Annotated in this window: 19 protein-coding genes; 14 read left to right on the top strand and 5 right to left on the bottom strand. The window is 66.7% G+C overall.

Annotated features, from left to right (window positions below):
* Positions 1-167: 167 nt before the first annotated feature.
* The 6 genes from tssK to tssE all read left to right on the top strand — a co-directional run bounded on the left by tssK (position 168) and on the right by tssE (position 7901).
* Complete coding sequence (tssK, locus tag B7P44_RS21670; protein ID WP_084908069.1) at positions 168-1520, top strand: type VI secretion system baseplate subunit TssK; 1353 nt, start codon at positions 168-170, stop codon at positions 1518-1520.
* Positions 1517-2272 carry a DotU family type IV/VI secretion system protein gene (locus B7P44_RS21665; RefSeq protein ID WP_084908068.1) on the top strand — a complete coding sequence of 252 codons (756 nt, stop codon included), beginning with the start codon at positions 1517-1519 and terminating at the stop codon, positions 2270-2272. The genes tssK and B7P44_RS21665 overlap by 4 nt, the downstream gene beginning before the upstream one ends.
* Positions 2269-4032, top strand: a complete 1764-nt coding sequence (locus B7P44_RS21660; protein ID WP_231716808.1) for an OmpA family protein — start codon at positions 2269-2271, stop codon at positions 4030-4032. The genes B7P44_RS21665 and B7P44_RS21660 overlap by 4 nt, the downstream gene beginning before the upstream one ends.
* Positions 4033-4124: 92 nt before the next feature.
* Positions 4125-4610 carry an Hcp family type VI secretion system effector gene (locus B7P44_RS21655; RefSeq protein WP_084908066.1) on the top strand — a complete coding sequence of 162 codons (486 nt, stop codon included), beginning with the start codon at positions 4125-4127 and terminating at the stop codon, positions 4608-4610.
* A 139-nt stretch (positions 4611-4749) separates the two neighbouring features.
* Positions 4750-7479 carry a type VI secretion system ATPase TssH gene (gene tssH, locus B7P44_RS21650; RefSeq protein ID WP_084908065.1) on the top strand — a complete coding sequence of 910 codons (2730 nt, stop codon included), beginning with the start codon at positions 4750-4752 and terminating at the stop codon, positions 7477-7479.
* The gene (tssE, locus tag B7P44_RS21645; RefSeq protein WP_084908064.1) at positions 7476-7901 is read left to right on the top strand and encodes a type VI secretion system baseplate subunit TssE; all 426 of its coding nucleotides are present in this window, start codon (positions 7476-7478) and stop codon (positions 7899-7901) included. Before tssH ends, tssE begins: the two co-directional genes overlap by 4 nt.
* Before the next feature lie 7 nt (positions 7902-7908).
* Here the strand turns inward: tssE and B7P44_RS21640 are convergent, their stop codons facing one another.
* The gene (locus B7P44_RS21640) at positions 7909-8697 is read right to left on the bottom strand and encodes an NAD(P)H-dependent oxidoreductase (protein ID WP_084908063.1); all 789 of its coding nucleotides are present in this window, start codon (positions 8695-8697) and stop codon (positions 7909-7911) included.
* Between the two features lie 116 nt (positions 8698-8813).
* Between B7P44_RS21640 and B7P44_RS21635 the strand changes: the two genes are divergently transcribed.
* From B7P44_RS21635 to B7P44_RS21625, 3 genes are all read left to right on the top strand, one after another.
* Positions 8814-9866 (top strand): RNA-guided endonuclease InsQ/TnpB family protein, encoded by a 1053-nt coding sequence (locus tag B7P44_RS21635; RefSeq protein ID WP_084909951.1) that lies wholly within the window; start codon positions 8814-8816, stop codon positions 9864-9866.
* Between the two features lie 104 nt (positions 9867-9970).
* Positions 9971-10864 (top strand): LysR family transcriptional regulator, encoded by an 894-nt coding sequence (locus B7P44_RS21630; protein WP_084908062.1) that lies wholly within the window; start codon positions 9971-9973, stop codon positions 10862-10864.
* A gap of 156 nt (positions 10865-11020) precedes the next feature.
* Positions 11021-11425: a DUF2471 family protein gene (locus tag B7P44_RS21625; RefSeq protein ID WP_084908061.1), complete on the top strand. Its 405-nt coding sequence runs from the start codon at positions 11021-11023 to the stop codon at positions 11423-11425.
* A 37-nt stretch (positions 11426-11462) separates the two neighbouring features.
* On the opposite strand, the gene B7P44_RS21620 is transcribed toward B7P44_RS21625, so the two are convergent.
* Entirely contained in the window at positions 11463-13496 is a 2034-nt protein-coding gene (locus B7P44_RS21620) for an NADPH-dependent 2,4-dienoyl-CoA reductase (RefSeq protein WP_084908060.1), read from the bottom strand.
* Between the two features lie 77 nt (positions 13497-13573).
* Between B7P44_RS21620 and B7P44_RS21615 the strand changes: the two genes are divergently transcribed.
* Positions 13574-14683 (top strand): AraC family transcriptional regulator, encoded by a 1110-nt coding sequence (locus tag B7P44_RS21615; RefSeq protein ID WP_084908059.1) that lies wholly within the window; start codon positions 13574-13576, stop codon positions 14681-14683.
* Between the two features lie 85 nt (positions 14684-14768).
* Here the strand turns inward: B7P44_RS21615 and B7P44_RS21610 are convergent, their stop codons facing one another.
* The 3 genes from B7P44_RS21610 to B7P44_RS21600 all read right to left on the bottom strand — a co-directional run bounded on the left by B7P44_RS21610 (position 14769) and on the right by B7P44_RS21600 (position 17260).
* On the bottom strand, positions 14769-15254 hold the full coding sequence (locus B7P44_RS21610) for an aconitase X swivel domain-containing protein (protein ID WP_084908058.1): 486 nt from the start codon (positions 15252-15254) through the stop codon (positions 14769-14771).
* Positions 15247-16494: an aconitase X gene (locus B7P44_RS21605; protein ID WP_084908057.1), complete on the bottom strand. Its 1248-nt coding sequence runs from the start codon at positions 16492-16494 to the stop codon at positions 15247-15249. Before B7P44_RS21605 ends, B7P44_RS21610 begins: the two co-directional genes overlap by 8 nt.
* Before the next feature lie 337 nt (positions 16495-16831).
* Positions 16832-17260 carry a MarR family winged helix-turn-helix transcriptional regulator gene (locus tag B7P44_RS21600; protein WP_084908056.1) on the bottom strand — a complete coding sequence of 143 codons (429 nt, stop codon included), beginning with the start codon at positions 17258-17260 and terminating at the stop codon, positions 16832-16834.
* Positions 17261-17344: 84 nt separating this feature from the next.
* Here B7P44_RS21600 and B7P44_RS21595 point away from each other — a divergent pair, with 84 nt between their 5' ends.
* The 4 genes from B7P44_RS21595 to B7P44_RS21580 all read left to right on the top strand — a co-directional run bounded on the left by B7P44_RS21595 (position 17345) and on the right by B7P44_RS21580 (position 21527).
* Positions 17345-18262, top strand: a complete 918-nt coding sequence (locus tag B7P44_RS21595; protein ID WP_084908055.1) for a LysR family transcriptional regulator — start codon at positions 17345-17347, stop codon at positions 18260-18262.
* Between the two features lie 71 nt (positions 18263-18333).
* Positions 18334-18765 (top strand): MarR family winged helix-turn-helix transcriptional regulator, encoded by a 432-nt coding sequence (locus tag B7P44_RS21590; RefSeq protein ID WP_084908054.1) that lies wholly within the window; start codon positions 18334-18336, stop codon positions 18763-18765.
* Between the two features lie 64 nt (positions 18766-18829).
* On the top strand, positions 18830-19921 hold the full coding sequence (locus B7P44_RS21585; RefSeq protein ID WP_084908053.1) for an HlyD family secretion protein: 1092 nt from the start codon (positions 18830-18832) through the stop codon (positions 19919-19921).
* A gap of 31 nt (positions 19922-19952) precedes the next feature.
* Positions 19953-21527, top strand: a complete 1575-nt coding sequence (locus B7P44_RS21580) for a DHA2 family efflux MFS transporter permease subunit (RefSeq protein WP_084908052.1) — start codon at positions 19953-19955, stop codon at positions 21525-21527.
* Position 21528 lies beyond the last annotated feature (1 nt).

The following is a 21528-nucleotide window of genomic DNA, read 5'->3' as shown; positions in this document are numbered from 1 at the left end:
ATCTCAATAAATATTCCGCATACAAACCTCGATTATCGCCACCCGCAATATCTCAAAATAGACCCATCTCAACAAAACATGAATTTCCACAAAATTAGGTATACGAAATCAACATCTAGACCATAGAATCTCCTGACCATAATTCCTAAATTTCGATAGACCACACCATGCGGATCGAAAAACCGCTCTGGCATGAAGGGCTGATCCTGACGCAACAGCATTTCCAGCAGCAGGACCGCTGGGCTGCGTTCGCATTGCGCCAGCTCGCAAATTCCGTCGTTTCGTCTCCGTGGGGAACGCTTGGCGTCGATATCGACGAAGACGCACTATCGTCAGGACGCCTGAAGCTGACGCGGCTCCAGTTGCGCCTGCCGGACGGCACCCCCATCGACACGACCGTCGCCGACACGTTGCCTCCCGCACGGGATCTGACTCATGGAATACCTTCCGACGCGCAGAGCGTCGTCGTGCTCGCGGCGCTGGCGCTGCCCGACGCCAACGGCGGCAACTGCCGCTTTGACGAGACCACGCTGGCCCGGCCGAAACGGGCGTATCGCGAGTTCGTCAAGGTGATCGATCTCAACGGCGGCGGCGAATCCGAAATCGCCGCGGAACGCCACGCCGTACGTCTGCTGTTCGATTTCGAGCCGCACGACGACGATACGGTGTGCGCGATTGCGCAGCTGACACGCACGATGAACGGCCAGTTCCAGATCGATCGCCGCTTCGTGCCGCCTTGCCTCACGCTGTCCGCACATGCGCTTCACGTCGAACGAATCCAACGCCTCGCCGATATCCTGAGCGCCAAAAGCGCCGCGCTCGGCGCGCGCCGCAGCGAACGGATCGAACAAGTGGCCGAGTACGGCGTCGCGGACGTCCAGCTCTTCTGGCTCCTGCATTGCATTCACAACGCGTGGCCGCAACTCCGCTTTCTCGCATCGCATCCGAGCCAGCCGACCGACCGTCTTTATCAGGTTCTGTCTCAGCTCGCGGGCACGCTGATTACGTTCTCGACGGGCACACAGCTCACCGACATTCCAGCCTATGACCACGCCAAGGCCGACGAGGTGTTCACGAAACTCGAGATGCTGATCCGCGACCTGCTCGATGCGATCATTCCATCACGTGTCGTCTCGATCGGCCTGACGCACACGAGCCCGACGACGTGGCTCGGTCAAGTTCTCGACGAACGCCTCGCCGAGGACGCGGCGGATTGGTATCTGTCCGTCAATGCCGTCTTGCCCGCATTCGAACTCGTCGAACAATTCCCGCGCCTGTGCAAGGTCGGCGCCCCCGACGACGTCGAGCACATCGTCAATTCCGCCGTCGCGGGCATTCCGCTCAAGGCGGTCCAGCGCGTCCCGGGCGCCATTCCGGTTCGGCTCGACAATCACTATTTCGCGCTCGATCCGGCGGCGCCGGCACTTGCGAGAATGCTCGCCGCACGCGCCTGCCAGATCTATTTGCCCGCGTCGATCCCCGACGCATCGATCGAACTCTACGCGGTGCTGCGCTCATGAACACCATCATTTCCACGCGCGCCCAGGCAGCGCTGCTCGAGCGCGAGCCGGGCGCCGGCCACGCAACCGGCACGTCGATTCGCGCATTGCTGCGCGACACGGCCCTGCTCGTAACTCATTTGTCGAACGAAGGGCAGGTCCAGGACGTCGGCGAATTGCGCCAACGCTGCCTTCAGCTCGTCGCGCAATTCTCGGCCGCGCTGGATGCACTTGGCATCGCCCCGGACGTACGTGACGATGCCGCAATCGCCCAATGCGGCCTGATCGACGAGGCTGCCCTGCGGCACCTGCCTCCCAGCGACCGCGCGCAGTGGGAACCGAAACCCTTGCAGGTGGAACGGTACGGTATTCATGATGCAGGCGATCGCGTGTACGAGCGAATCGAATACCGGATGCGCGAGGCCGCACCCAATGTCGAATTGCTCGAATGCTACGCCGCCATTCTTGGCGTCGGATTCCGGGGCCGCTATGCGTCTCCGGCTGGAGCAACGGCGGCATCACATGACGGCGAAGCGAAGCGTCAGGCCGTGATTGCGGCGCTCGCCGAGCAGATCGACCGGCTGCGTCCGGCAGCGCCTTCGCCGTTCCTGACCGACCGATCCACGACGCGGCTGATCGACCGGCTAAAGCGGCTTTCACCCTGGGCGATCGCGGGCATCGCCTGCGCCGCTGCCGCACTGACATGGCTCGTCTGGCACCAGGTCCTCGATGCGCAACTGGCGCACCTCATTCAGCAGGCGAAACGGCCGTGAGTTCCGATCCGTACGCTCGCCCCGGCACGCCAGGCCCGGGGGCGACGCTTAAAGGGCTCGGATATCCGCTGCGCACCGTCGTCACGTTAACCGCCGTACTGGCGCTCACGATCATATGGCTCGTCCTGCCGATCGACCGTGGCGTGGCGTGGGGATTGACTACAGTCGTCATCGCGGCTTCGCTTCTGGTCGGTTGGCTGCACATGCGCAAGCTGGCGCGCTTGCGCGAGCAACACGCACATGTGTTGACCCAACTCGGCCCCGCAACGGTTGACCTCCCGGTGAGCCTCAGAACCAGAATGCCGGTCGCGCTGGTCGTCGGCGACGGTCTGGCTGCGCTCTTCGATCGCGAAAACACCATCACGCGCTACGTGCATGTCGGCAACGGCGCCATCTGGTTGCGCGTGGATCAACCGCAGGACCTGCCGCGGCTCGCCGTCGCGATCCGTCAATGGCGCGATGGACATGCGCCCGATTGCGTCGTGCTGTCGGTCGCTCCCGCAATGCATGCGAACAGCGATGTCCTGGCACAAAGGTTGCGCGTCGTCCGTCAGGCGGCGGCCGATGCGTCGAAGGCGCTGGGTACGGCGTTGCCCGGCTACGTCGCGACCTATCAGCTGCTGACGGACGATCCGGCGACGAGCCCGATGCAGTCCGACAATACCGCGGCTCAGTGGTACGGCACGTCAGCCGCGTCGCCCATCGTCGACGCGCACTGCTTCGACACGGCGATCGAAGCCGCCGAATCGGAGGTGATCCATTCCGGCGGCACCAGTGCGACGGCCGCGCGCGCCGCCGGTCTGGCCGCCCTCGTCGTCTGGACGCAGCGAAACGTGTTCGATGTGCTGGCCGACTTGCGGCAGCCGGCGCCGGTATGGCGCCTGTTCGGCGCGGGCTGGATCGATTGCGGGCCGGCCACCGGCCCCGGCAAGCCGTGGGAGCGCGATGTCCGGACGCACATCGCCATCGTGCCGCGCGCCATTCCCGGCTCGACGGCGCCGTGGCCGCTTCCCCAGCCGTTGATCGAAGCCGCGCCGCGACGGGCGTGGCGTTCGCCGCGAACCGCAGCCGTCGGACACGCGTTCGCGATCGTCGCGTGTGCTGCCACCGTCGCCATCTGGGGAGCCGCGAAAAACAACGAAGCGCTGGCGGCCCGCGTCGGCGAGCACCTCGCACGCTACAACGCGATTTCCGCAACCCACGACGCGGCAAAACGCGATGCGCTACGGGCACTGGTCGCGGATCGCGATCAACTGGATCGCTACGCGCGTACCGGGGTGCCGCTCCGGCTGTCGTTCGGCATGTATCACGGCCACGACCTGCTTGCGCCGCTCAACGAGGCCATCGCGTCCTATGAGCCGCCCCCACCGCCACCGTCCGTCGTGACGCTGGACAGCATGTCGCTGTTCGACAGCGGCAAGGCGGCACTGAAATCCGATTCGACACGCGCGATGGTGGGTGCGCTTGAACTGATCAAGGCTCATCCGGGCAAGCGGATTCTCGTCGCCGGGCATACCGATGATGTCGGCAAGCCGGATCGCAACCAGAAACTCTCGATCGATCGCGCGGCCGCCGTGCGGGACTGGCTCGTCGACGCATCCGGCATTGCGCCGACCCAGTTCGCGATTCAGGGCTACGGCGATACCCGGCCTGTCGCGGATAACGCGACACCGGAAGGCCGGGCGAAAAACCGTCGCGTGGAAATCACGCTCGTGCCCGACGCTCCGGCGAAGATGCCTTCGGGAAATCCGGCGAGATAACAGCGTAGTTGGGTTCCCGAGGCGAGCACCTCGGGTTTGGCAGCGCCGGACTCCGATTCCGGCGATTCGTAGTACGAACAAGGAGTGAACAAATGGCAATTCCGGCCTACATGTGGCTCAAAGACGACGGCGGCGCGGACATCAAGGGTTCGGTGACCGTGCAGGACCGTGAGGGCAGCGTGGAGCTTGTCGCGTTCGATCACGGCGTCCACATCCCGACCGACGGCAACACCGGCAAGCTGACCGGCACGCGCGTCCACAAGCCGATCACGCTGACGAAGGAGACGGACGCGTCGACGCCGTACCTGTACAAGGCCGTCACGAGCGGCCAGACGCTGAAGTCGGTCGAGATCAAGTGGTACAAGATCGACGACGCGGGCAAGGAGAAGGAGTACTTCAACACGAAGCTCGACAATGTGAAGATCGTCGCGGTGAAGCCCAAGATGCTCGACATCAAGAACCCCGACTTCGAGAAGCACAATCACCTCGAGGACGTCGAGCTGCGCTACGAAACCATCACGTGGTCGTACAAGGACGGCAACATCATCCACAAGGACACCTGGAACGAACGCTCCTGATGTCCTGACCGACAGGCGGAAACCGGCTGCGGCGCAACCGGATTCCGCCGGGGGCGGTCGGCAGATTCGCACTGACCCGGCCGCCGAAAGCGGGCGCCAATGAACGCCCGCCCTTTCCTCTTCTTTTCCAGCCCTCGACATGACGCTGCGCGACGACCGAACGCCCGCCCTCCGGGACGCCACTCACCTCCTTCGCCGCCTCAATCCCCATTGCGCGCAGGCGCTTGAAGCCGCCGCGAGCCTTTGCCAGACACGACTCGCGGACGAGATCGCCGTCGAGCATTGGTTGCTGAAGCTGCTGGAAGCGGACGACGGGGACATCCCCGCAGTCCTTCGGCACTACGATCTCGACATCGACACCGTTTGGGATGCACTGATCCAGGTGATCGATCGCGTGCCGCGCACGTTGCGCGGCAAGCCCGCGTTGTCGCGACAGCTCGCCGCCGTCGTCGAGGACGCGTGGGCGCACGCATCGTCCGACGATCCGGACGGCACGATCCGCTCCGGCCATCTGCTGCAAGCCGTCGTCGATGCGCCACATGTGCTGCGCACGCAACGCGCGTGGCCGCTGCTGTCGCTTTCCAGAGCCCAGATTCGCCGCACGCTGCCGCGTTTGGGCCGGCGGTCCAGCGAGAACGAAACTGAAGACACTGCGCCACCGCAAGGCGATGCTGCTCATGCGGCTCAGGTAGCCGGCCAGCAGGCGCCAACCGCCGACGCACCGGTCAAGCATGTTCCGCAGCGTTCGATCGACGGCGAGGCACTCGCACGCTTTGCGCTCGACCTGACGGAAAAGGCCAGGAACGGAGACATCGATCCCGTATTCGGGCGTGACCGCGAAATCCGGCAAATGATCGACGTGCTGGCACGCCGCCGCAAGAACAATCCGATCCTCGTCGGCGAACCGGGCGTCGGCAAGACGGCGCTCGTCGAAGGGCTTGCGTTGCGGGTGGTCGAAGGCAGCGTTCCGGAGACGATTCGGGACACGCGCATCCTGACGCTGGACCTCGGATTGTTGCAGGCGGGCGCGGGCGTCAAGGGCGAATTCGAACAACGGCTGAAGAACGTGATCGACGAAGTGCGCGCGTCCGCCACGCCGATCCTGCTGTTCATCGACGAGGCACACACGCTGATCGGCGCCGGCAACGCGGCCGGCGGCGCCGACGCCGCAAATCTGCTCAAGCCGGCGCTCGCGCGCGGCGAACTTCGCACGATCGCGGCGACCACGTGGGCCGAATACAAGGAATATTTCGAACGCGATGCGGCGCTCGAACGGCGCTTTCAGGTCGTCAAGGTCGACGAGCCGGACGACCACACTGCGTGCCTGATGCTGCGCGGGCTTGCCGACCGATACGCACGCCATCACGACGTCCATATCCGCGACGAGGCGATCGTCGCAGCCGTCAGGTTGTCGCGCCGCTATATCCCGGCCCGGCAACTGCCGGACAAAGCCGTCGACCTGATCGACACGGCGGCGGCACGCGTGCGCATGGGTCTCGACGTGCCCCCGACCGAGCTGCAGCATGTGCGCGCAACGCTGGCAGCGCTCGCACTGGAGCGCGCCGCGATCGATGCCGACACACGCGCAGGGCTCCCGGACGCGACGGCCCGACGCGAATCGATCGACGCAACGCACGATGCCATGCACGCCAGCGCCGACGCCCTGGAACGCCAGTACGCGTGCGAGCGAGAACTCGTCGAATCACTGCGCGCCATCCGTCGCGCCGGGAATGCGCAATCCGATCCCGGGCCGATCGCGACAACGCTCCAGTCACTGTCGACCGTTCAAGGCAAGGCCCCGATGATCTTTCCAGACGTCGATGCACAGGCGATCGCGCGCGTCGTCGCCGAATGGACCGGCGTGCCGGTCGGCAACCTGGTCGAAGACGAACTGCGCAGCCTGCTCACGCTCGAATCCGCGCTGGCTGCGCGCGTGGTCGCCCAGGACGATGCGATCGCCGAGCTGGCGGAAAGCCTGCGCACGGCAAAGGCCGGGCTGAAAAGCGAGCACGCGCCGCTCGGCGTGTTTCTGCTCGCCGGCCCGTCCGGCGTCGGCAAGACCGAGACGGCACTGGCGCTGGCCGACCTGCTGTTCGGCGGCGAAGCCGCGCTGACGACCATCAACATGTCCGAATACCAGGAAGCGCACACGGTATCGCAACTGAAAGGCTCGCCGCCCGGTTATGTCGGCTACGGGCGCGGCGGCATCCTGACGGAAGCCGTACGTCAGCGGCCCTACAGCGTCGTCCTGCTCGACGAGGTCGAAAAAGCGCATCGCGACGTGCTCGACCTGTTCTACCAGGTGTTCGACCGCGGCATGATGCGCGACGGCGAAGGGCGCGAAATCGATTTCCGCAACTGCGTGATCGTGATGACGTCCAACTTGGGCAGTGCGCAGATCGACGATGCGACGGCCGTCGATCCCGAAATCGCGCAAACGGCGCTGGGCGAAGCCATTCATCCGCAATTGCTCGCACGCTTCCAGCCCGCGCTGCTCGCACGCTTCCAGACGCTGGTGTATCGGCCGCTCGACGCTACGGCGCTTGCGTCTATCGTGCGGATCAAGCTCGCCAAGGTTGCCGAACGCCTGCATCGGCAACACGCCGTGACGCTGACGTGCGCGGACGACCTGATCGATTCGATCGCGCAGCATTGCGTATCGCGCGAGTCCGGCGCACGCAACGTCGATGCGTTCATCAACCAGCGCATTCTGCCGACCGTTTCGCGTGAACTGCTGACGCGCATGGCGTCAGGCATCACGCCGCAGGCAATCGGCCTTGCTGCGGACACGGACGGCAGGATGACGATCGATTTCGTCGATGCGCCGTTGCCGGTCGATGTCGACCTTCCGTCACGGCACTCCGCATGACCGCCGGCCCGTCCCTCTACGACGTGCTGCTCGGCCAGATCGGCGGCGAGCCGATCGACGCGTACGACGACAGGACGCTCGAATGCCTGAGCGTCCAGCAGAACGTGCGACGCATCCTGAATACGCGCGCCGGCGCGCTCAAGCATCTGCCCGACTATGGGCTGCCCGACCTGACCAACATCTACAAGGCGCTCCCGGCATCGGCACACGTCCTCAAGCAGCAGATGGAAGCCACGCTCTTGAGATACGAGCCGCGAATCCGCTCGATCGACGTCGAGATCATCGACAACCAGGACCCGGGAATCCTGGTCAGCTTCGAGATGACGTGCCATCTGAAGAACGCGGGCCTCGTCCGGTTCGGCACGTACTTCGAGCCGCCAGGGCGCCTGCGTGTCGAGCGGCGCCTCCGCGACCGGCATTGATCGGGCCTCAGCGCCCCGCCCCATCCACATGCGCCGCGAATCCCACCCTTTCCGGCGCGATATCGTCCTTCAGCGTCAATGCCGGAATCTCGTAGTCGCCCGCGTTCTGACGGCGGAACGGAATCGGCGGCGTCGCCCACAGACTGTCGAGACGTTCGCCGAGCGCGTCGCGCGCCTGCGCAAAGCGCGCATCGTCCATCTTCCCCGACCGGTGGATCAGGAACGGCGGCAGCACGTCGAACCCGGGGTAATACAGGATCCCGTGCTGGATCGGAAACAGCACGTCGTCGATCGGCCCGTTGATGCCGCGCGGGCTGTAGTGCGATTCCCAGCCGCCCGTCGTGACGACCAGCATCGCGCGCTTGCCCGCGAGCGACCCTTCGCCGTACCGGACGCCCCAACGCGTGTCCGAGTGCTCGCCGACGCCATACGCGAACCCGTACGCATACACGCGCTCCACCCAGCCCTTCAGGATCGCCGGCATCGAGAACCACCACATCGGAAACTGCAGGATCACCGCATCGGCCCACTTCAGCTTCGCCTGCTCGCGCGCGATGTCGTCGCGTTGCGTCCCTTGCGCGAATGCGCGCTTCGAGTCGAGCGACGGGTCGAATCGCGCGCCGGACGGCCGGTCGGTGACGTCGTCCGCATCGAGCGTCGCCTTCCAGTTCATCGCATACAGGTCGGACACCTGCACCGCATGGCCGGCAGCCTCAAGACGCTGCACGGCGAAATCCCGCAGCGCGCCGTTCAGCGACCGCGGCTCGGGATGGGCGTAGACAATCAGCATATTCATCAGTTGCTCCGAGAAGCCCCGCCATTTCCCCCAAGGGGACTTCCTTCGGGGCGCATGGCGGGGAGGAAAGGAGTGCTCTTGACAGGCCGCTTCTTCCGCGGGTTAGGATGGCCGGCATGATCCTTGTCTATCGCTACCGGGTGAAATCGCTCAACGGACTCCTGAACAAACAGAGCCGTGCAGTGAACTACGTCTGGAACTTCTGCAATGACACGCAGAAGCACGCGCTCAAGTGGGGCAAGAAGTGGCCGACGGGGTTCGACCTGAACGTGCTGACAACCGGCAGCAGCAAGGCACTCAGCATCCACTCCGGCACGGTCAACGCCGCGTGCGAGCAATACGCGAAGTCGCGCAGCCAGCACCGTCGCCCTTATCTGCGCTATCGCGGCCGGAAATCGCTGGGCTGGGTACCCCTGAAGGGCCGCGACCTGAAGCGCGAGGGCGACGCGTTTCGCTTTGCTGGCAATACCTTCCGTGTCTTCAACAGTCGCCCGCTTCCTGAAGGCAAGATCAAGGACGGCACCAACTTCGCGCAGGATGCGCGCGGCAACTGGTTCCTGAATATCGTGGTCGAAATGCCCGAGGTTGCGGCGCGTCCGATCCGTTCCGGCGTCGGCATCGATCTCGGCCTGAAAGACTTCGCCACACTGTCGACCGGCGAGAAGCTGCCCAATGACCGGTTCGGCCGGCGTGCGGCCGACACGCTGGCGAAGGCGCAGCGGGCGCGCAAGCACAAGCGGCATATCGCGAAGCTGCACGCCAAGGTGGCCAACGCCCGCGCCGATTTCCAGCACAAGCTCGCACTCGATCTGGTGCGACGCTTCGATTACATCGCGGTCGGCAACGTGTCGGCCGTGAAACTCGCCAGAACCAGGATGGCGAAGAGCGTCTACGACGCAGCCTGGTCGTCCTTCCGGGACAAGCTCCGTTACAAGGCGATGGCGCACGGAGCCACGTTCGAGGAAGTGGACGAAAGCGGTTCGACCCAGTCCTGTTCGTCGTGCGGGTCGAAAGACAGCACGACGCGGCCGAAAGGTATCGCGGGACTGCGAATAAGAGAGTGGACCTGCAGTGGCTGTGGTGTCGTGCATGATCGTGATACCAATGCTGCGTTGAACATTCTCCGATGCGGACGTGCATCGCCAGTTGTGGAAATCGCCCGCCTTTAGGCGGGCGAGGACGTCAAGACCAGACACTCCGTTGCTTGAATGTCGGCAGGATGCCGCGCCGGCAGGTATATTGGAAATGAATTTCCGGAATTCCAGGTATAGCGATGAACAATCTCAGACGACTGGACCTGAACCTGCTCGTCACGCTCGACGTGCTGCTGTCAGAGCACAACGTCACGCGCGCGGCCGAGAAGCTGAGCATGTCGCAGCCGTCGGTCAGCGTGCAGTTGCAGAAGCTGCGCGACGTGTTCGGCGATCCGCTGCTGCTGCCCGGCCCGCGCGGGATGCGACCGACCGCGCGCGCCGAGGCGCTGCGCGAACCGCTGCGGGAAGCGCTCGACGCGGTCGAGCGCGCGGTCCTGCCCGCCACGCCGTTCGATCCCGCGACCGCGACGCACACCTGGAACGTGGCCGCCACCGACTACGGCGAATCGACGATCGTGCTGCCGGCGCTGCGCACGCTGCGGTCCGCCGCGCCCGGCACGCGGCTCGCGGTCGTCGAGCTCGCGCCGCCGCGCATCGAAAAACAGGCGGAACGCAGCGAGATCGACCTGGCGTTCCACACGACCGAAGGTTCGCCGGCGGGCATGCGGCGCCTGCCGCTGTTCGTCGAACGCTACGTGCTCGTCGGCCGCGCCGGGCATCCGAAGCTCAGGCGTCGGCCCACGCTCGCGCAGTTCGGCACGCTCGAGCACGTGATCGTGTCGCCCGACGGCGGCGGCTTCGTCGGCGTGACGGACGACGCGCTCGCGAAGCACGGCGCCGCGCGCCGCGTCGTGCTGTCCGTGCCGCATTTCCTGTTCGTGATGTCGGCCGTCGCGAACACCGATCTCGTCGCGATGCTGCCCGAGCGTCTCGTGCGCGACGCACCCGCGCTGCGGATCGTCGACGCGCCCATCGAGGTGCCCGGCTATGAAATGTCGATGCTGTGGCACGAACGCTCGCATCGCGATCCGGCGCACCGGTGGCTGCGCGAAACGATCGCGGCGTCGGTCTGAAGCCGGACGCATTGCCGGCAGCCGTCGCCAGTCGCCCCAACGAATTCGTGTGATTCAGGGCTTGAAACCAATCGAATCACTGTATATATTTACAGTGCTTTTGGCCATATGACCCGATTTCAATCACTTTCGACGAACGGACTTTGTGAGGCGACCATGTTCCAGCCATCCGCTTTCGATCCCGAACAACCCGGCTTCAATCCCGTCCACTTCGAGCGCGCCGCGCAGCGGGCGGCCGTCGACCTGCAACGCGTCGTCGGCGGGCCCGCGCAGCGCGCGCTCGGCCTGCGCCGGCGCACCCACCCGGCCGCGGTCCGCACGCTCAGCTGGCAGGCGCTGCTCGACGTCGAGGACCTGGCGTTCTCCAATGCGGGGTTTCTGAACCGGAACGATCCGGCGGTGGTCGACGCGTTCATCCGGCTGCGCGACAGCCGGATGGTGGCCGTGGATGTCGAGGAACCAGTCGACTGGCGCCGCGACGACGACGACCTGCCGGCCGTCTACCTGATCGTGCGGGCCATGCTCGAGGCCGAAGCGGAGGAACGGGCCGAAGCCGCGTAACCGGAAACAGCGCGGTCACAGCCGGCTCACAGCCCGGTCACAGCCGTGCCGCCAGCCGCGCGCCCTGGTCGATCGCGCGCTTCGCGTCGAGCTCGGCGGCCAGTTCCGCGCCGCCGATCAGGTGCACCGTGCGCCCCGCCGCCTGCAGCGGCTCGACGAGCGCACGCTGCGGCTCCTGGCCGGCGCACAGCACGATCGTGTCGACCTCGATCAGCTCCGGATCGGTGCGCTTCTCGCCGTACGACACGTGCAGCCCGCGCGCATCGATCCGCTCGTAGTTCACGCCGCCGATCATCTTCACCTGCTTCATCTTCAGCGTCGCGCGGTGGATCCAGCCGGTCGTCTTGCCGAGCCCCTTGCCGAGCGGCGCGGCCTTGCGCTGCAGCAGCGTCACCTCGCGGGCCGGCGGCGCGACCTGCGCACGCGTCACGCCGCCGCGCGTCGCGGCCGGATCGGTCACGCCCCACTCCGCCTTCCATTCGTCGAGATCGAGCGCAGGCGACACGCCGTCCTGCACCAGGAACTCGGCGACGTCGAAGCCGATCCCGCCCGCGCCGACCACCGCGACCCGCTTGCCGACCGGCCGGTTGCCCGCGAGCACGTCGATGTAGCTGAGCACGTTCGGCCCGTCCTGCCCCGGAATCTTCGGATTGCGCGGCGACACGCCGGTTGCGAGCACGATCTCGTCGTAGCCGCCCGCGATCAGGTCGTTCGCGTCGACACGCCGGTTCAGGTGCAGCGCCACGCCCGTCAGCTCGATCTGGCGGCGGTAATAGCGCAGCGCTTCATGGAATTCCTCCTTGCCCGGAATCCGCTTCGCCATGTTGAACTGGCCGCCGATGTCCGCTGCCGCGTCGAACAGGTCGACGCGATGGCCGCGCTGCGCGAGCACGGTCGAGCACGCGAGCCCGGCCGGCCCCGCGCCGACCACCGCGATGCGCTTCGCCTTCGGCGTCGGCGCGTATTTCAGTTCCGTTTCGTGGCACGCGCGCGGGTTCAGCAGGCATGACGCGATCTTGTTCTTGAACGCATGGTCGAGGCACGCCTGGTTGCAGCCGATGCAGGTGTTGATCTCGTCGGCGCGGCCCCGGGCGGCCTTGTTCACGAACTCGGCATCGGCAAGCAGCGGGCGCGCCATCGACACCATGTCCGCGCAGCCGTCCGCGAGGATCTGCTCGGCGACTTCCGGCCGGTTGATCCGGTTGGTCGTCACGAGCGGAATGCCGACCTCGCCCTTCATCTTCTTCGTCACCCACGCGAACGCGCCGCGCGGCACCGACGTCCCGATCGTCGGCACGCGCGCTTCGTGCCAGCCGATCCCCGTGTTGATGATCGTCGCGCCCGCGCGCTCGACCGCCTTCGCGAGCTGCACGACCTCGCTCCAGTCGCTGCCGTCCGGGATCAGGTCGAGCATCGACAGCCGGTAGATCAGGATGAAGTCGCGGCCGACCGCCTCGCGGGTACGCTCGATGATCTCGATCGGCAGGCGGATGCGGTTCTCGTACGAGCCGCCCCACGCGTCGGTGCGCTTGTTCGTATGCATCGAGATGAACTGGTTGATCAGGTAGCCCTCGGAGCCCATGATCTCGACGCCGTCGTAGCCCGCTTCGCGCGCGAGCTTCGCGCAGCGCACGAACGCGCCGATTTGCCGCTCGACGCCGCGCGCGGTCAGTTCATGCGGGGCGAACGGCGAGATCGGCGACTTGATCTTCGACGGCGCAACCGCGAACGGGTGATAGCCGTAGCGGCCGGTATGGAGGATCTGCAACGCGATCTTGCCGCCCTCGGTGTGCACGGCGTCGGTAATCGCGCGGTGCCGGCGCGCGGCCGACGACGTCATCAGCGTGCCGCCGAACGGCTTGGTCCAGCCGGCCACGTTCGGCGCAAAGCCGCCGGTGACCATCAGGCCGACGCCGCCGCGCGCGCGTTCCGCGAAGTATTCGGCGAGCCGCAGCAGCGTCTTGCGGCTGTCCTCGAGGCCCGTGTGCATCGAGCCCATCAGCACGCGGTTCTTCAGCGTCGTGAAACCGAGGTCGAGCGGGGCAAGCAGGTGGGGAAACGGTGTCGTCATGATGGCGTGGCCGGAAAAGCGGTGAGCATCATCGTAGGGCGCGCACCACGTTGAACGTGAGGGGGCAAACAGCCATAATGCTTGTCATTTCCGGCCAAATAGACATGACTTCCCCGCTTGCCAAGGACCGCCTCGGGCTGCGCCGGCCGACGATTCCGGTCGCCTATCCGCGCCTGCTGCTGCAGGTGCTCGACGCGCGCGGCGTCGACCTCGCCGCGGTGCGCGCCGGCACGGGCCTGCGCGACGCAGTGCTGGCCGAACCGGACGCGCGCGTCGCGCCGTCGCAATGGGGGCGGCTCGTGCTGAACGCGATCGAAATCGGCGGCGATCCGGGTATCGGTCTCGCGTTCGGGCTGCAGCTCAAGCCGACCGTGCACGGCTTTCTCGGCTACGCGACGCTGACCGCGCGGGACATCCGCGCGTCGCTGCAGGTGACGATCCGCTACTTCCGGATGCGCAACCGCCAATATCGTCTGACCTATGCCGAGGATGAAAACGGCGCGACGCTCGAACTGCACGGCGTGCAGGCGAGCCCCGTGCTGCAGCATCACGTGATGTTCGAATTCGTGCTGACCGGGCTCGCGCGGAACATCGCGCAGCTGTCCGGGCGCGCGTCGCCGGACATCGCGCTGCGGTTCGCGTGGCCGGAGCCCGCCTACTTCGCCCGTTACCGCGACCAGTTGCCGCCGGTGCGCTTCGGCTGCGCGGCGAATGCGCTGCGGATCGCGCGCGACGTGCTGGACTGGCCGCTGCCGCTGGCCGACGAGGTCGCGCACCGGCAGGCGCTGGTGCAGGTCGAGCGGGAATACGCGCAGGTCCGGCAGGAGGAAGGCGATCTCGTCGAGCGCGTGCGGGCGGAGCTGGCGCGCGCGGCGGGCGGCTATCCGGGGCCGGAGACGCTCGCGCAGCAGTTGCTCGTGTCGACGCGCACGTTCAGGCGGCGGCTCGAGGAAGCCGGCGCGAGCTACCGGCAATTGCTCGACGAGGCGCGCTATCGGGATGCGAAGCAGTTGCTCGCGGCGTCGGATCTCGACCTGAAGACGATCGCCGAGCGCCTGCAGTTCACCGACCCGGCGAATTTCACGCGCGCGTTTCGGCGCTGGGCCGGGCAGACGCCGAGCGCGTATCGGGAGGCGGCCGCCGGGCTGACCGGCGCGGCCCGGCATCGCGAACGCGAAGGCGCGTGAGACGTTGATCGCGGCGACCCAGCGCTATCTATTCATACCGTGTACTGATCGGCCACGAACCGCGACCTCGGCAAACGCCGGCCGGCTAATCTCGGCGCGCGGCGTCGCCGAGGCTGATCGTCGCGCCGCCGATTCCGCCGGCCGCCTCGATCCGCAACGGCCCCGACGCGCGGACGATCGCGTCGTACACGTGCTCCGCGACACACACGACGGGCACCTCGATCGCATACAGCTCGGCGGCGACGATCGCGCCGATCGAGATGATCAGGTCCCGCTCCTTCAGGACGATGCCGACGGGCCCCGTGCCATTCCGAACGGCTTCCGCAAGCACGCTGCTGCTCGAACTGGATCCCTTCGCATGCGCCATCACCATGACCCTGCCGGCGAGGCTCGCGCCAGCGAGCGGATGGCCACGGTCGATGATCCGCCCCTCGACCGAATCGTAGCCGCCCCAGAAACTGAGCGGCTTGTCGAGCACGAGCGTGTCCGCGAACGCATTCCCTGCGACGAGCGTATCGCCTGTCAGCACCGTGCCCGTCGCACCCGAACCGCCACCCACTGTTTCAGTCATCGAATCGCACCTTTCCTTCGAACGCGGACCTGACACACTCGCTCATGCTGCCGTACGCCACCGTCACGCCGATGTTCGCGGGTGCATACGACGCCCATTTCCCGGAATTGGTCATGACCAGTCCGGACAGCTGCTTCATCACGGGCGTGATGTACGTGCACGTATCGACGACGATCTGGACGCCGCGCGCCTCGAAGCGGCTCGCGAGGCCAAGCTCGCCCAGCTCCCACAGGATGAAGCGGCTCGTATTCACGTAGAAATCGCATGCCGGCTTGCCGTCGAAACGGTCGAGCAATTCGTCGAGCCGGCGGAATTCCGCCAGCGAGAAATGCGGCGTGCCGAGCGCCACCGCGACGAGTGCGTCGCCCGCCTTACCCTGGTTCAGCGTGCGACGGATCTCGTCGAGATCGGCCATCGACACGTCGACCGTTCGCTGCGGCGCGCGTCCATGCAGCGCGGCGTCCAGCGTCGGCGCCTCGGGCGTCACGCCGACCGCGTGGAACAGCGCAACGGCCCCGCTCGACGCGGCTGCCGCGCCGAGCGCCTTCAGTTCGTCCTCGCTGGTGTCCGCCGGCAGGCCGACGATCACGGGCACGATCGCGCCCGCGACCTTGCCCACCAGCAGGCCAAGCGCGGCGAAGTAGATGTCGCGCGACGGCAGACGGCTGAAGTCGGGCGCCGTGAACACGATCCGTCCGGCCCGGTTCGCGTCGACGTGCAGGCCCGCGTACGGCGCGCGGCCCGTGATCGCGGCGGCGAGATCGAGAAAGTCGCCGTACCGGCTCGTGCGCGCACCGAGCACCGAATTCGCGAACACGATCGCATTGGATTCGGCCCACGCGATCTGCTGGCCCAGCGCGGGACGGTTCTTCAGCTGATACGGGGCGCACGTGAAGCTGGATTCGCAGCCGAGCAGCAGATGGGCGTCCATCAGGCGCTGCGCATCGCGCTGGATCGCACGGTCGCCGTGGTACAGCTCGGGATGGATCAGGTCGAGCGACCCGACGTTCAGCGTCGTCGGCACCGCGACTTTCACGCCCGTCGCGACGAAATAGTCGACGAAGTCGAGACTCGTCCGGCCGTGATACAGGCAGCCGTCGATATGCGCGGACGTGATGTCGATGAGATGCGGCGCGGCCATGACCTCGGCCGTGCGCGAGACGATCCGCATCGCACGCGCGACGCCCTCGCCGAAATCCCCATGCAACATCGCCTGATCGCGATCGCTCAATTGCAACATCGGGTTGCTCCTCCTGACTCGCTCGACCGTTCCGGCCTGTGTCACGCGTAGGAGGAATCTACAACTGGCAATGAAATATGTCCAGGCCGGTCTATGACCGGCCACCCATTCAGACCAAATCACCAGTTCGGCCGGCTGACTCGCCCGAAACAGGTGGAAACCCGGCATCAATGGCTCGAATTAGGTTCCAGTTGATTGGAGTGCGATCGCACCCGATGGACGCGGCAGCGATGAAAGCCGGGAAAACCGGCAGGGCCATGCCTGTGCCTTGTCGCCGGATGTCGAACGGGTCGCAAGGACCAATCTGCGCGGGTCGAGCTTGCGCCGCGCGTTTCGCCTACCGCTTCCCCGTCAGGGTGAACAGTTCGTCGCGCAACGCCTGCGCGCGGCCTCGGCCGAACTGCGCCTCGAATTCGTCCTGCGCAGCCTGCCATGCGCGCTTCGCGTGCCCGAACGTGCGCTGCCCGAGTTTCGTCAGGTTCAGCGCATGCGCGCGCGCGTCGTGCTCGGACGCGCCCGTCTCGACGAGCCCGTCGCGCTGCAGCGGCTTCAGCGCGCGCAGCAGCGTCGTGCGGTCCATCACCAGCGCGTCGGCCAGGTCGCTCATCAGCACGTCGGGCCGGCGCGACAGGATCGCCATGATCGAAAACTGCGCCGGCGTGACGCCGAGCGGGCTCAGGTGGCGTTCGTAGATCTGCGTGACGAACCGCGTCGCCTGACGCAGCGCGAAGCAGTTGCACGCACCGGCAATCTGAATATCGTCCATGCGTTGCAATCTATATGTGCATATGCATAAAGTCAACGTATACTCCGCCGTACGGGTTCCGCCTTCGACCCCGAGGACACGCACATGGACTACTTCGACAAGCTGCGGATTTTCCGGTCGGTGGTGGAACTGCGCAGCTTCACCCGCGCCGCCGACGTGCATGGACTCGCCCGCCCGGTCGTATCGCGCGCGATCGCCGAGCTGGAGGCGCGCTTCGGCAGCCGCCTGCTGCACCGCACGACGCGGCAGGTGTCGCTGACCGAGACGGCCGAGCGCCTCTACGAGCGCTGCGCGGCCGTGCTCGACGAGCTCGACGCGCTCGAGGCGGAAGCCCAGACGCAGACCCGCGAGCCGGATGGCCTGCTGCGGCTCGTCGCGCACACGACCGTCGCGCTGAACCGCCTCGTGCCGCTGATCGCCGGCTTCAAGGCCGCGCATCCGAAAGTGCGCCTCGACGTGACGCTGACCGAGCGCCCGGTCGACCTGGTCGGCGAAGGCTACGACATCGGCATCGTCGTGCCCTACATGCTGACGAGCGAGACGACCGTCGTGCGGCTGCTCGAGCGGATTCCCGTCGTGATCGTCGCGACGCCGCGCTATCTGGAACACCACCCCCGCCCGGCCACGCCCGCCGACCTCGCCGACCACCTGTTCGTGTCGCTGTCGCCGACGCTGCGACGCCCGGCGCTGACGTTTCGCGTCGGCGGCGACACACTGACCGTGCCGTTCCGCTTCGACGTCGCGTCCAACAGCCCCGTGTTCAACCGGGAAATGGTGCTGCGCGACTTCGGGATCGGCGTGGTGCCGCGCGCGCTGGTCGAGCCGGAGCTCGCGTCCGGCGCGCTCGTGCGGCTGCTCGAGGACGCCGATCTCGTCGACGCGTTCGTCGAGATCAAGCTGGCCTACGCGAACCGCGCGCTGCTGCCGGCGAAGGTCAAGGCGTTCATCGCCTATGCGGCGGCCTATGGCAACGCCGGAGCGCCGTCTCTTCCAACCGATTGATACAACCGGCGCACCAATCTGATTGCGCCCCGCGCATCGCTTCGCGCCGCCCCGCTCACTAACATGTGCACATGCACAAGTACACGCTCACCGATGACGACTGTTTCGCTGTCCGGCAGGCCGCCCGCCGGATCTCGCAGTTCTACGAGCGTTACCTGTCGCAGGCGGGCGTCACCGCGTCGCAGTACAGCATCCTCGCGCTGCTGCGCGAACGCCCCGGCCTGACGATGGCGGCGCTGTCGGCCGTGCTGGTCATCGAGCGCACCGCGCTGCTGCGCGCGCTCAAGCCGCTCGTCGGCGCGGCGCTGGTCACGGGCCGCTACGCGGGCGACGGCCGGCGGCTGACCTTCGCGCTGACCGGCGACGGCGAAGCGAAGATCGCGCAGGCGCATGCGCACTGGCTCGAAGCGCAGGAAACGTTCGAACAACGGTTCGGCCCGTCGGAAGCGGCGCGGCTGAGAGACGAACTGTTCCGGATCACGCACAACATCCCGGAGCGTTGAGGCAATCCCCCGATCGACGCGCCGCGCCGGTCGTTTCAAAAAGTGCATATACATAGGTGAATCGATGGATACGACCCAGACTCCTGTTTCCCGAGAAGCGGCGCCGGCGCAAGCCGTCGCGCGGCAGCGCCGGCGCGTGCCGTGGATGACCGTCGCGGTGCTGGCCGTCGTCGCCGTCGTCGCGTCGGCGGCGCTCTACTGGGATCTCGTGCTGCGCTTCGAGCAGAGCACCGACGATGCATATGTCGGCGGCAACGTCACGGTGCTCGCGCCGAAGGTGAACGGCTTCGTCGACGAGATCCTCGTGACCGACAACCAGCGCGTGAAGGCCGGCGACGTGCTGGTGCGGCTCGACGCCCGCGACTACGACGCGAAGCTCGCGCAGGCGACGGCCGACGTCGACGGCGCGCGCGCCGCGGTGACCGAGCTCGAAGCGAAGCAGCAGCTGCAGTACGCGGTGATCGGCCAACAAACAGCGGAGAAAGGCGCGTCGGCCGCCGAACTGACGCGCGCGGCGTCCGACAGGGTGCGTTACCGCGAACTCGTGAAGTCCGACGCCGTGTCGAACCAGATCGTCGAGCGCGCCGACGCCGACTATTCGAAGGCGAGCGCCGCGGTCGACCGCAGCGACGCCGCGCTGCTCGCCGCGAAGCGGCAGCTCGACGTGCTGGGCGCGCAGCTCGCCGACGCCCGCGCGCGCGTAAACACCACGCTCGCCGCGCAGCGGGTCGCGGCGCTCAACGTCGAATACACGACGATCCGCTCGCCGGTCGACGGCTACGTCGGCAACCGCACCGGCCGGGTCGGGATGCTCGCGGGCGTCGGCGTGCCGCTGCTGACGATCGTGCCCGCGTCGGGCCTGTGGATCGACGCGAACTTCAAGGAAGACCAGCTGAAGAAGATGCGTCCGGGCGACCGCGTCGACGTGTCGCTCGACGCGTCGAGCCAACGCGTGCACGGCCGCGTCGAAAGCCTCGCGCCCGCGACCGGCGCGACCTTCAGCGTGCTGCCGCCGGAGAACGCGACCGGCAACTTCACGAAGATCGTCCAGCGCGTGCCGGTGCGCGTGCATCTCGATGCGCAGCCGGGCCTCGAGAACGTGCTGCGTCCCGGCCTGTCCGCGGTCGTGACCGTGCATACGGCGCGCGCGGACTGAGCGGCATGCCGAGCGAAATACGGAGCGGATCATGACTACAGGCTTTATCGGCGACCCGGCGTCGCAACCGATGCGGCAGCGCGTGTTCGCGTTCGCGCTGATGTGCGTCGGGTTCTTCATGGCGACGCTCGACATCCAGATCGTCGCGTCGTCGCTGCGCGACATCGGCGGCGGGCTGTCCGCGAGCCAGGACGAACTGTCGTGGGTGCAGACCGCGTACCTGATCGCGGAGATCCTCGTGATCCCGATGTCGGGCTGGCTGTCGAAGGTGCTGTCGACGCGCTGGCTGTTCGTCGCGTCCGCGGTCGGCTTCACGATCACCAGCATGCTGTGCGGCCTCGCGTGGGACATCAACTCGATGATCCTGTTTCGCGGGCTGCAGGGCGCGCTCGGCGCGGCGATGATCCCGACCGTGTTCACGACCGCATTCGTGCTGTTTCCCGGCAAGCAGCGGCTGGTCGCGTCGACGACCATCGGCGCGCTCGCATCGCTCGCGCCGGCGATCGGCCCGGTGATCGGCGGCTGGATCACCGACCAGTGGTCGTGGCACTGGCTGTTCTACCTGAACCTCGTGCCGGGCATCGTCGTGGCCGCGCTGGTGCCGCGCTACGTGCATATCGACCAGCCCGACCTCGGCCTGCTCAAGCGCGGCGACTATCTCGGCATCGCGCTGATGTCCGGCTTCCTCGGCTGCCTCGAATACGTGCTCGAGGAAGGCCCGCGCAAGAACTGGTTCGGCGACGACGTCATCGTGCTGTGCACGTGGATCTCGGCGATCTGCGGCTTCCTGTTCCTCGTCCACGCGCTGACCGCGAAGGACCCGATCGTCGACCTGCGCGCGCTCGTCGTGCGCAACTTCGGGATCGGCAGCCTGCTGTCGTTCGTGACCGGGATCGGCATCTTCGTGTCGGTGTTCCTGACGCCGCTGTTCCTCGCGCAGGTGCGCGGCTTCAGCTCGCTGCAGATCGGCATCGCGCTGCTGTCGGTCGGCGCGTTCCAGATGCTCGCGCTCGGCGCCTACGCGTTCGCGGCGCGCTTCTTCAGCATGCGCGTGCTGCTGGTGTTCGGGCTCGTCTGCTTCGGCCTCGGCATCTACCTGTACACGCCGATCACGCACGACTGGGGCTGGCGCGAACTGCTGCTGCCGCAGGCGCTGCGCGGCATCGGCCAGCAGTTCAGCGTACCGCCGATCGTGACGATGGCGCTCGGCTCGCTGCCGCAGTCGCGGCTGAAATCCGCCAGCGGCCTGTTCAACCTGATGCGCAACCTCGGCGGCGCGATCGGCATCGCGGTCAGCGCAACGATGCTCAACGACCGGCTGAATTTCCACTACCTGCGCCTGAACGAGCACGTGAGCGCCGGCCAGCCGCAGGTCGCGGCCCTGCTCGACGGGCAGACCGCGCACTGGACGGCCGTCGCCGGCGACACGCTGAACGCCGCGCAGGCCGGCCTCGCGAACCTGCATCGGCTCATCTATCGCGAAGCGCTGACGCTCACTTACGCCGATGCGTTCTACGCGCTCGCGTTGTGTTTCCTCGTCGCGCTGGTCGCGGTGCTGTTTTCCAAACCCATTTCCACGAGCGCGCCGCCGCCGGACGCGCACTGAG

It is taken from the genome of Burkholderia ubonensis subsp. mesacidophila (assembly GCF_002097715.1).
In the GTDB taxonomy this organism is placed as follows: domain Bacteria; phylum Pseudomonadota; class Gammaproteobacteria; order Burkholderiales; family Burkholderiaceae; genus Burkholderia; species Burkholderia mesacidophila.
This window is presented reverse-complemented; position numbering and strand designations above follow the sequence as displayed.

What these genes read in the sequence shown, in the direction of transcription:
- tssK (WP_084908069.1), top strand. Translation starts at nt 168, where the DNA reads ATGCGGATCGAAAAACCGCTCTGGCATGAAGGGCTGATCCTGACGCAA.
- B7P44_RS21665 (WP_084908068.1), top strand. Translation starts at nt 1,517, where the DNA reads ATGAACACCATCATTTCCACGCGCGCCCAGGCAGCGCTGCTCGAGCGC.
- B7P44_RS21655 (WP_084908066.1), top strand. Translation starts at nt 4,125, where the DNA reads ATGGCAATTCCGGCCTACATGTGGCTCAAAGACGACGGCGGCGCGGAC.
- tssH (WP_084908065.1), top strand. Translation starts at nt 4,750, where the DNA reads ATGACGCTGCGCGACGACCGAACGCCCGCCCTCCGGGACGCCACTCAC.
- tssE (WP_084908064.1), top strand. Translation starts at nt 7,476, where the DNA reads ATGACCGCCGGCCCGTCCCTCTACGACGTGCTGCTCGGCCAGATCGGC.
- B7P44_RS21640 (WP_084908063.1), bottom strand. Translation starts at nt 8,697, where the DNA reads ATGAATATGCTGATTGTCTACGCCCATCCCGAGCCGCGGTCGCTGAAC.
- B7P44_RS21635 (WP_084909951.1), top strand. Translation starts at nt 8,814, where the DNA reads ATGATCCTTGTCTATCGCTACCGGGTGAAATCGCTCAACGGACTCCTG.
- B7P44_RS21630 (WP_084908062.1), top strand. Translation starts at nt 9,971, where the DNA reads ATGAACAATCTCAGACGACTGGACCTGAACCTGCTCGTCACGCTCGAC.
- B7P44_RS21625 (WP_084908061.1), top strand. Translation starts at nt 11,021, where the DNA reads ATGTTCCAGCCATCCGCTTTCGATCCCGAACAACCCGGCTTCAATCCC.
- B7P44_RS21620 (WP_084908060.1), bottom strand. Translation starts at nt 13,496, where the DNA reads ATGACGACACCGTTTCCCCACCTGCTTGCCCCGCTCGACCTCGGTTTC.
- B7P44_RS21615 (WP_084908059.1), top strand. Translation starts at nt 13,574, where the DNA reads ATGCTTGTCATTTCCGGCCAAATAGACATGACTTCCCCGCTTGCCAAG.
- B7P44_RS21610 (WP_084908058.1), bottom strand. Translation starts at nt 15,254, where the DNA reads ATGACTGAAACAGTGGGTGGCGGTTCGGGTGCGACGGGCACGGTGCTG.
- B7P44_RS21605 (WP_084908057.1), bottom strand. Translation starts at nt 16,494, where the DNA reads ATGTTGCAATTGAGCGATCGCGATCAGGCGATGTTGCATGGGGATTTC.
- B7P44_RS21600 (WP_084908056.1), bottom strand. Translation starts at nt 17,260, where the DNA reads ATGGACGATATTCAGATTGCCGGTGCGTGCAACTGCTTCGCGCTGCGT.
- B7P44_RS21595 (WP_084908055.1), top strand. Translation starts at nt 17,345, where the DNA reads ATGGACTACTTCGACAAGCTGCGGATTTTCCGGTCGGTGGTGGAACTG.
- B7P44_RS21590 (WP_084908054.1), top strand. Translation starts at nt 18,334, where the DNA reads ATGCACAAGTACACGCTCACCGATGACGACTGTTTCGCTGTCCGGCAG.
- B7P44_RS21585 (WP_084908053.1), top strand. Translation starts at nt 18,830, where the DNA reads ATGGATACGACCCAGACTCCTGTTTCCCGAGAAGCGGCGCCGGCGCAA.
- B7P44_RS21580 (WP_084908052.1), top strand. Translation starts at nt 19,953, where the DNA reads ATGACTACAGGCTTTATCGGCGACCCGGCGTCGCAACCGATGCGGCAG.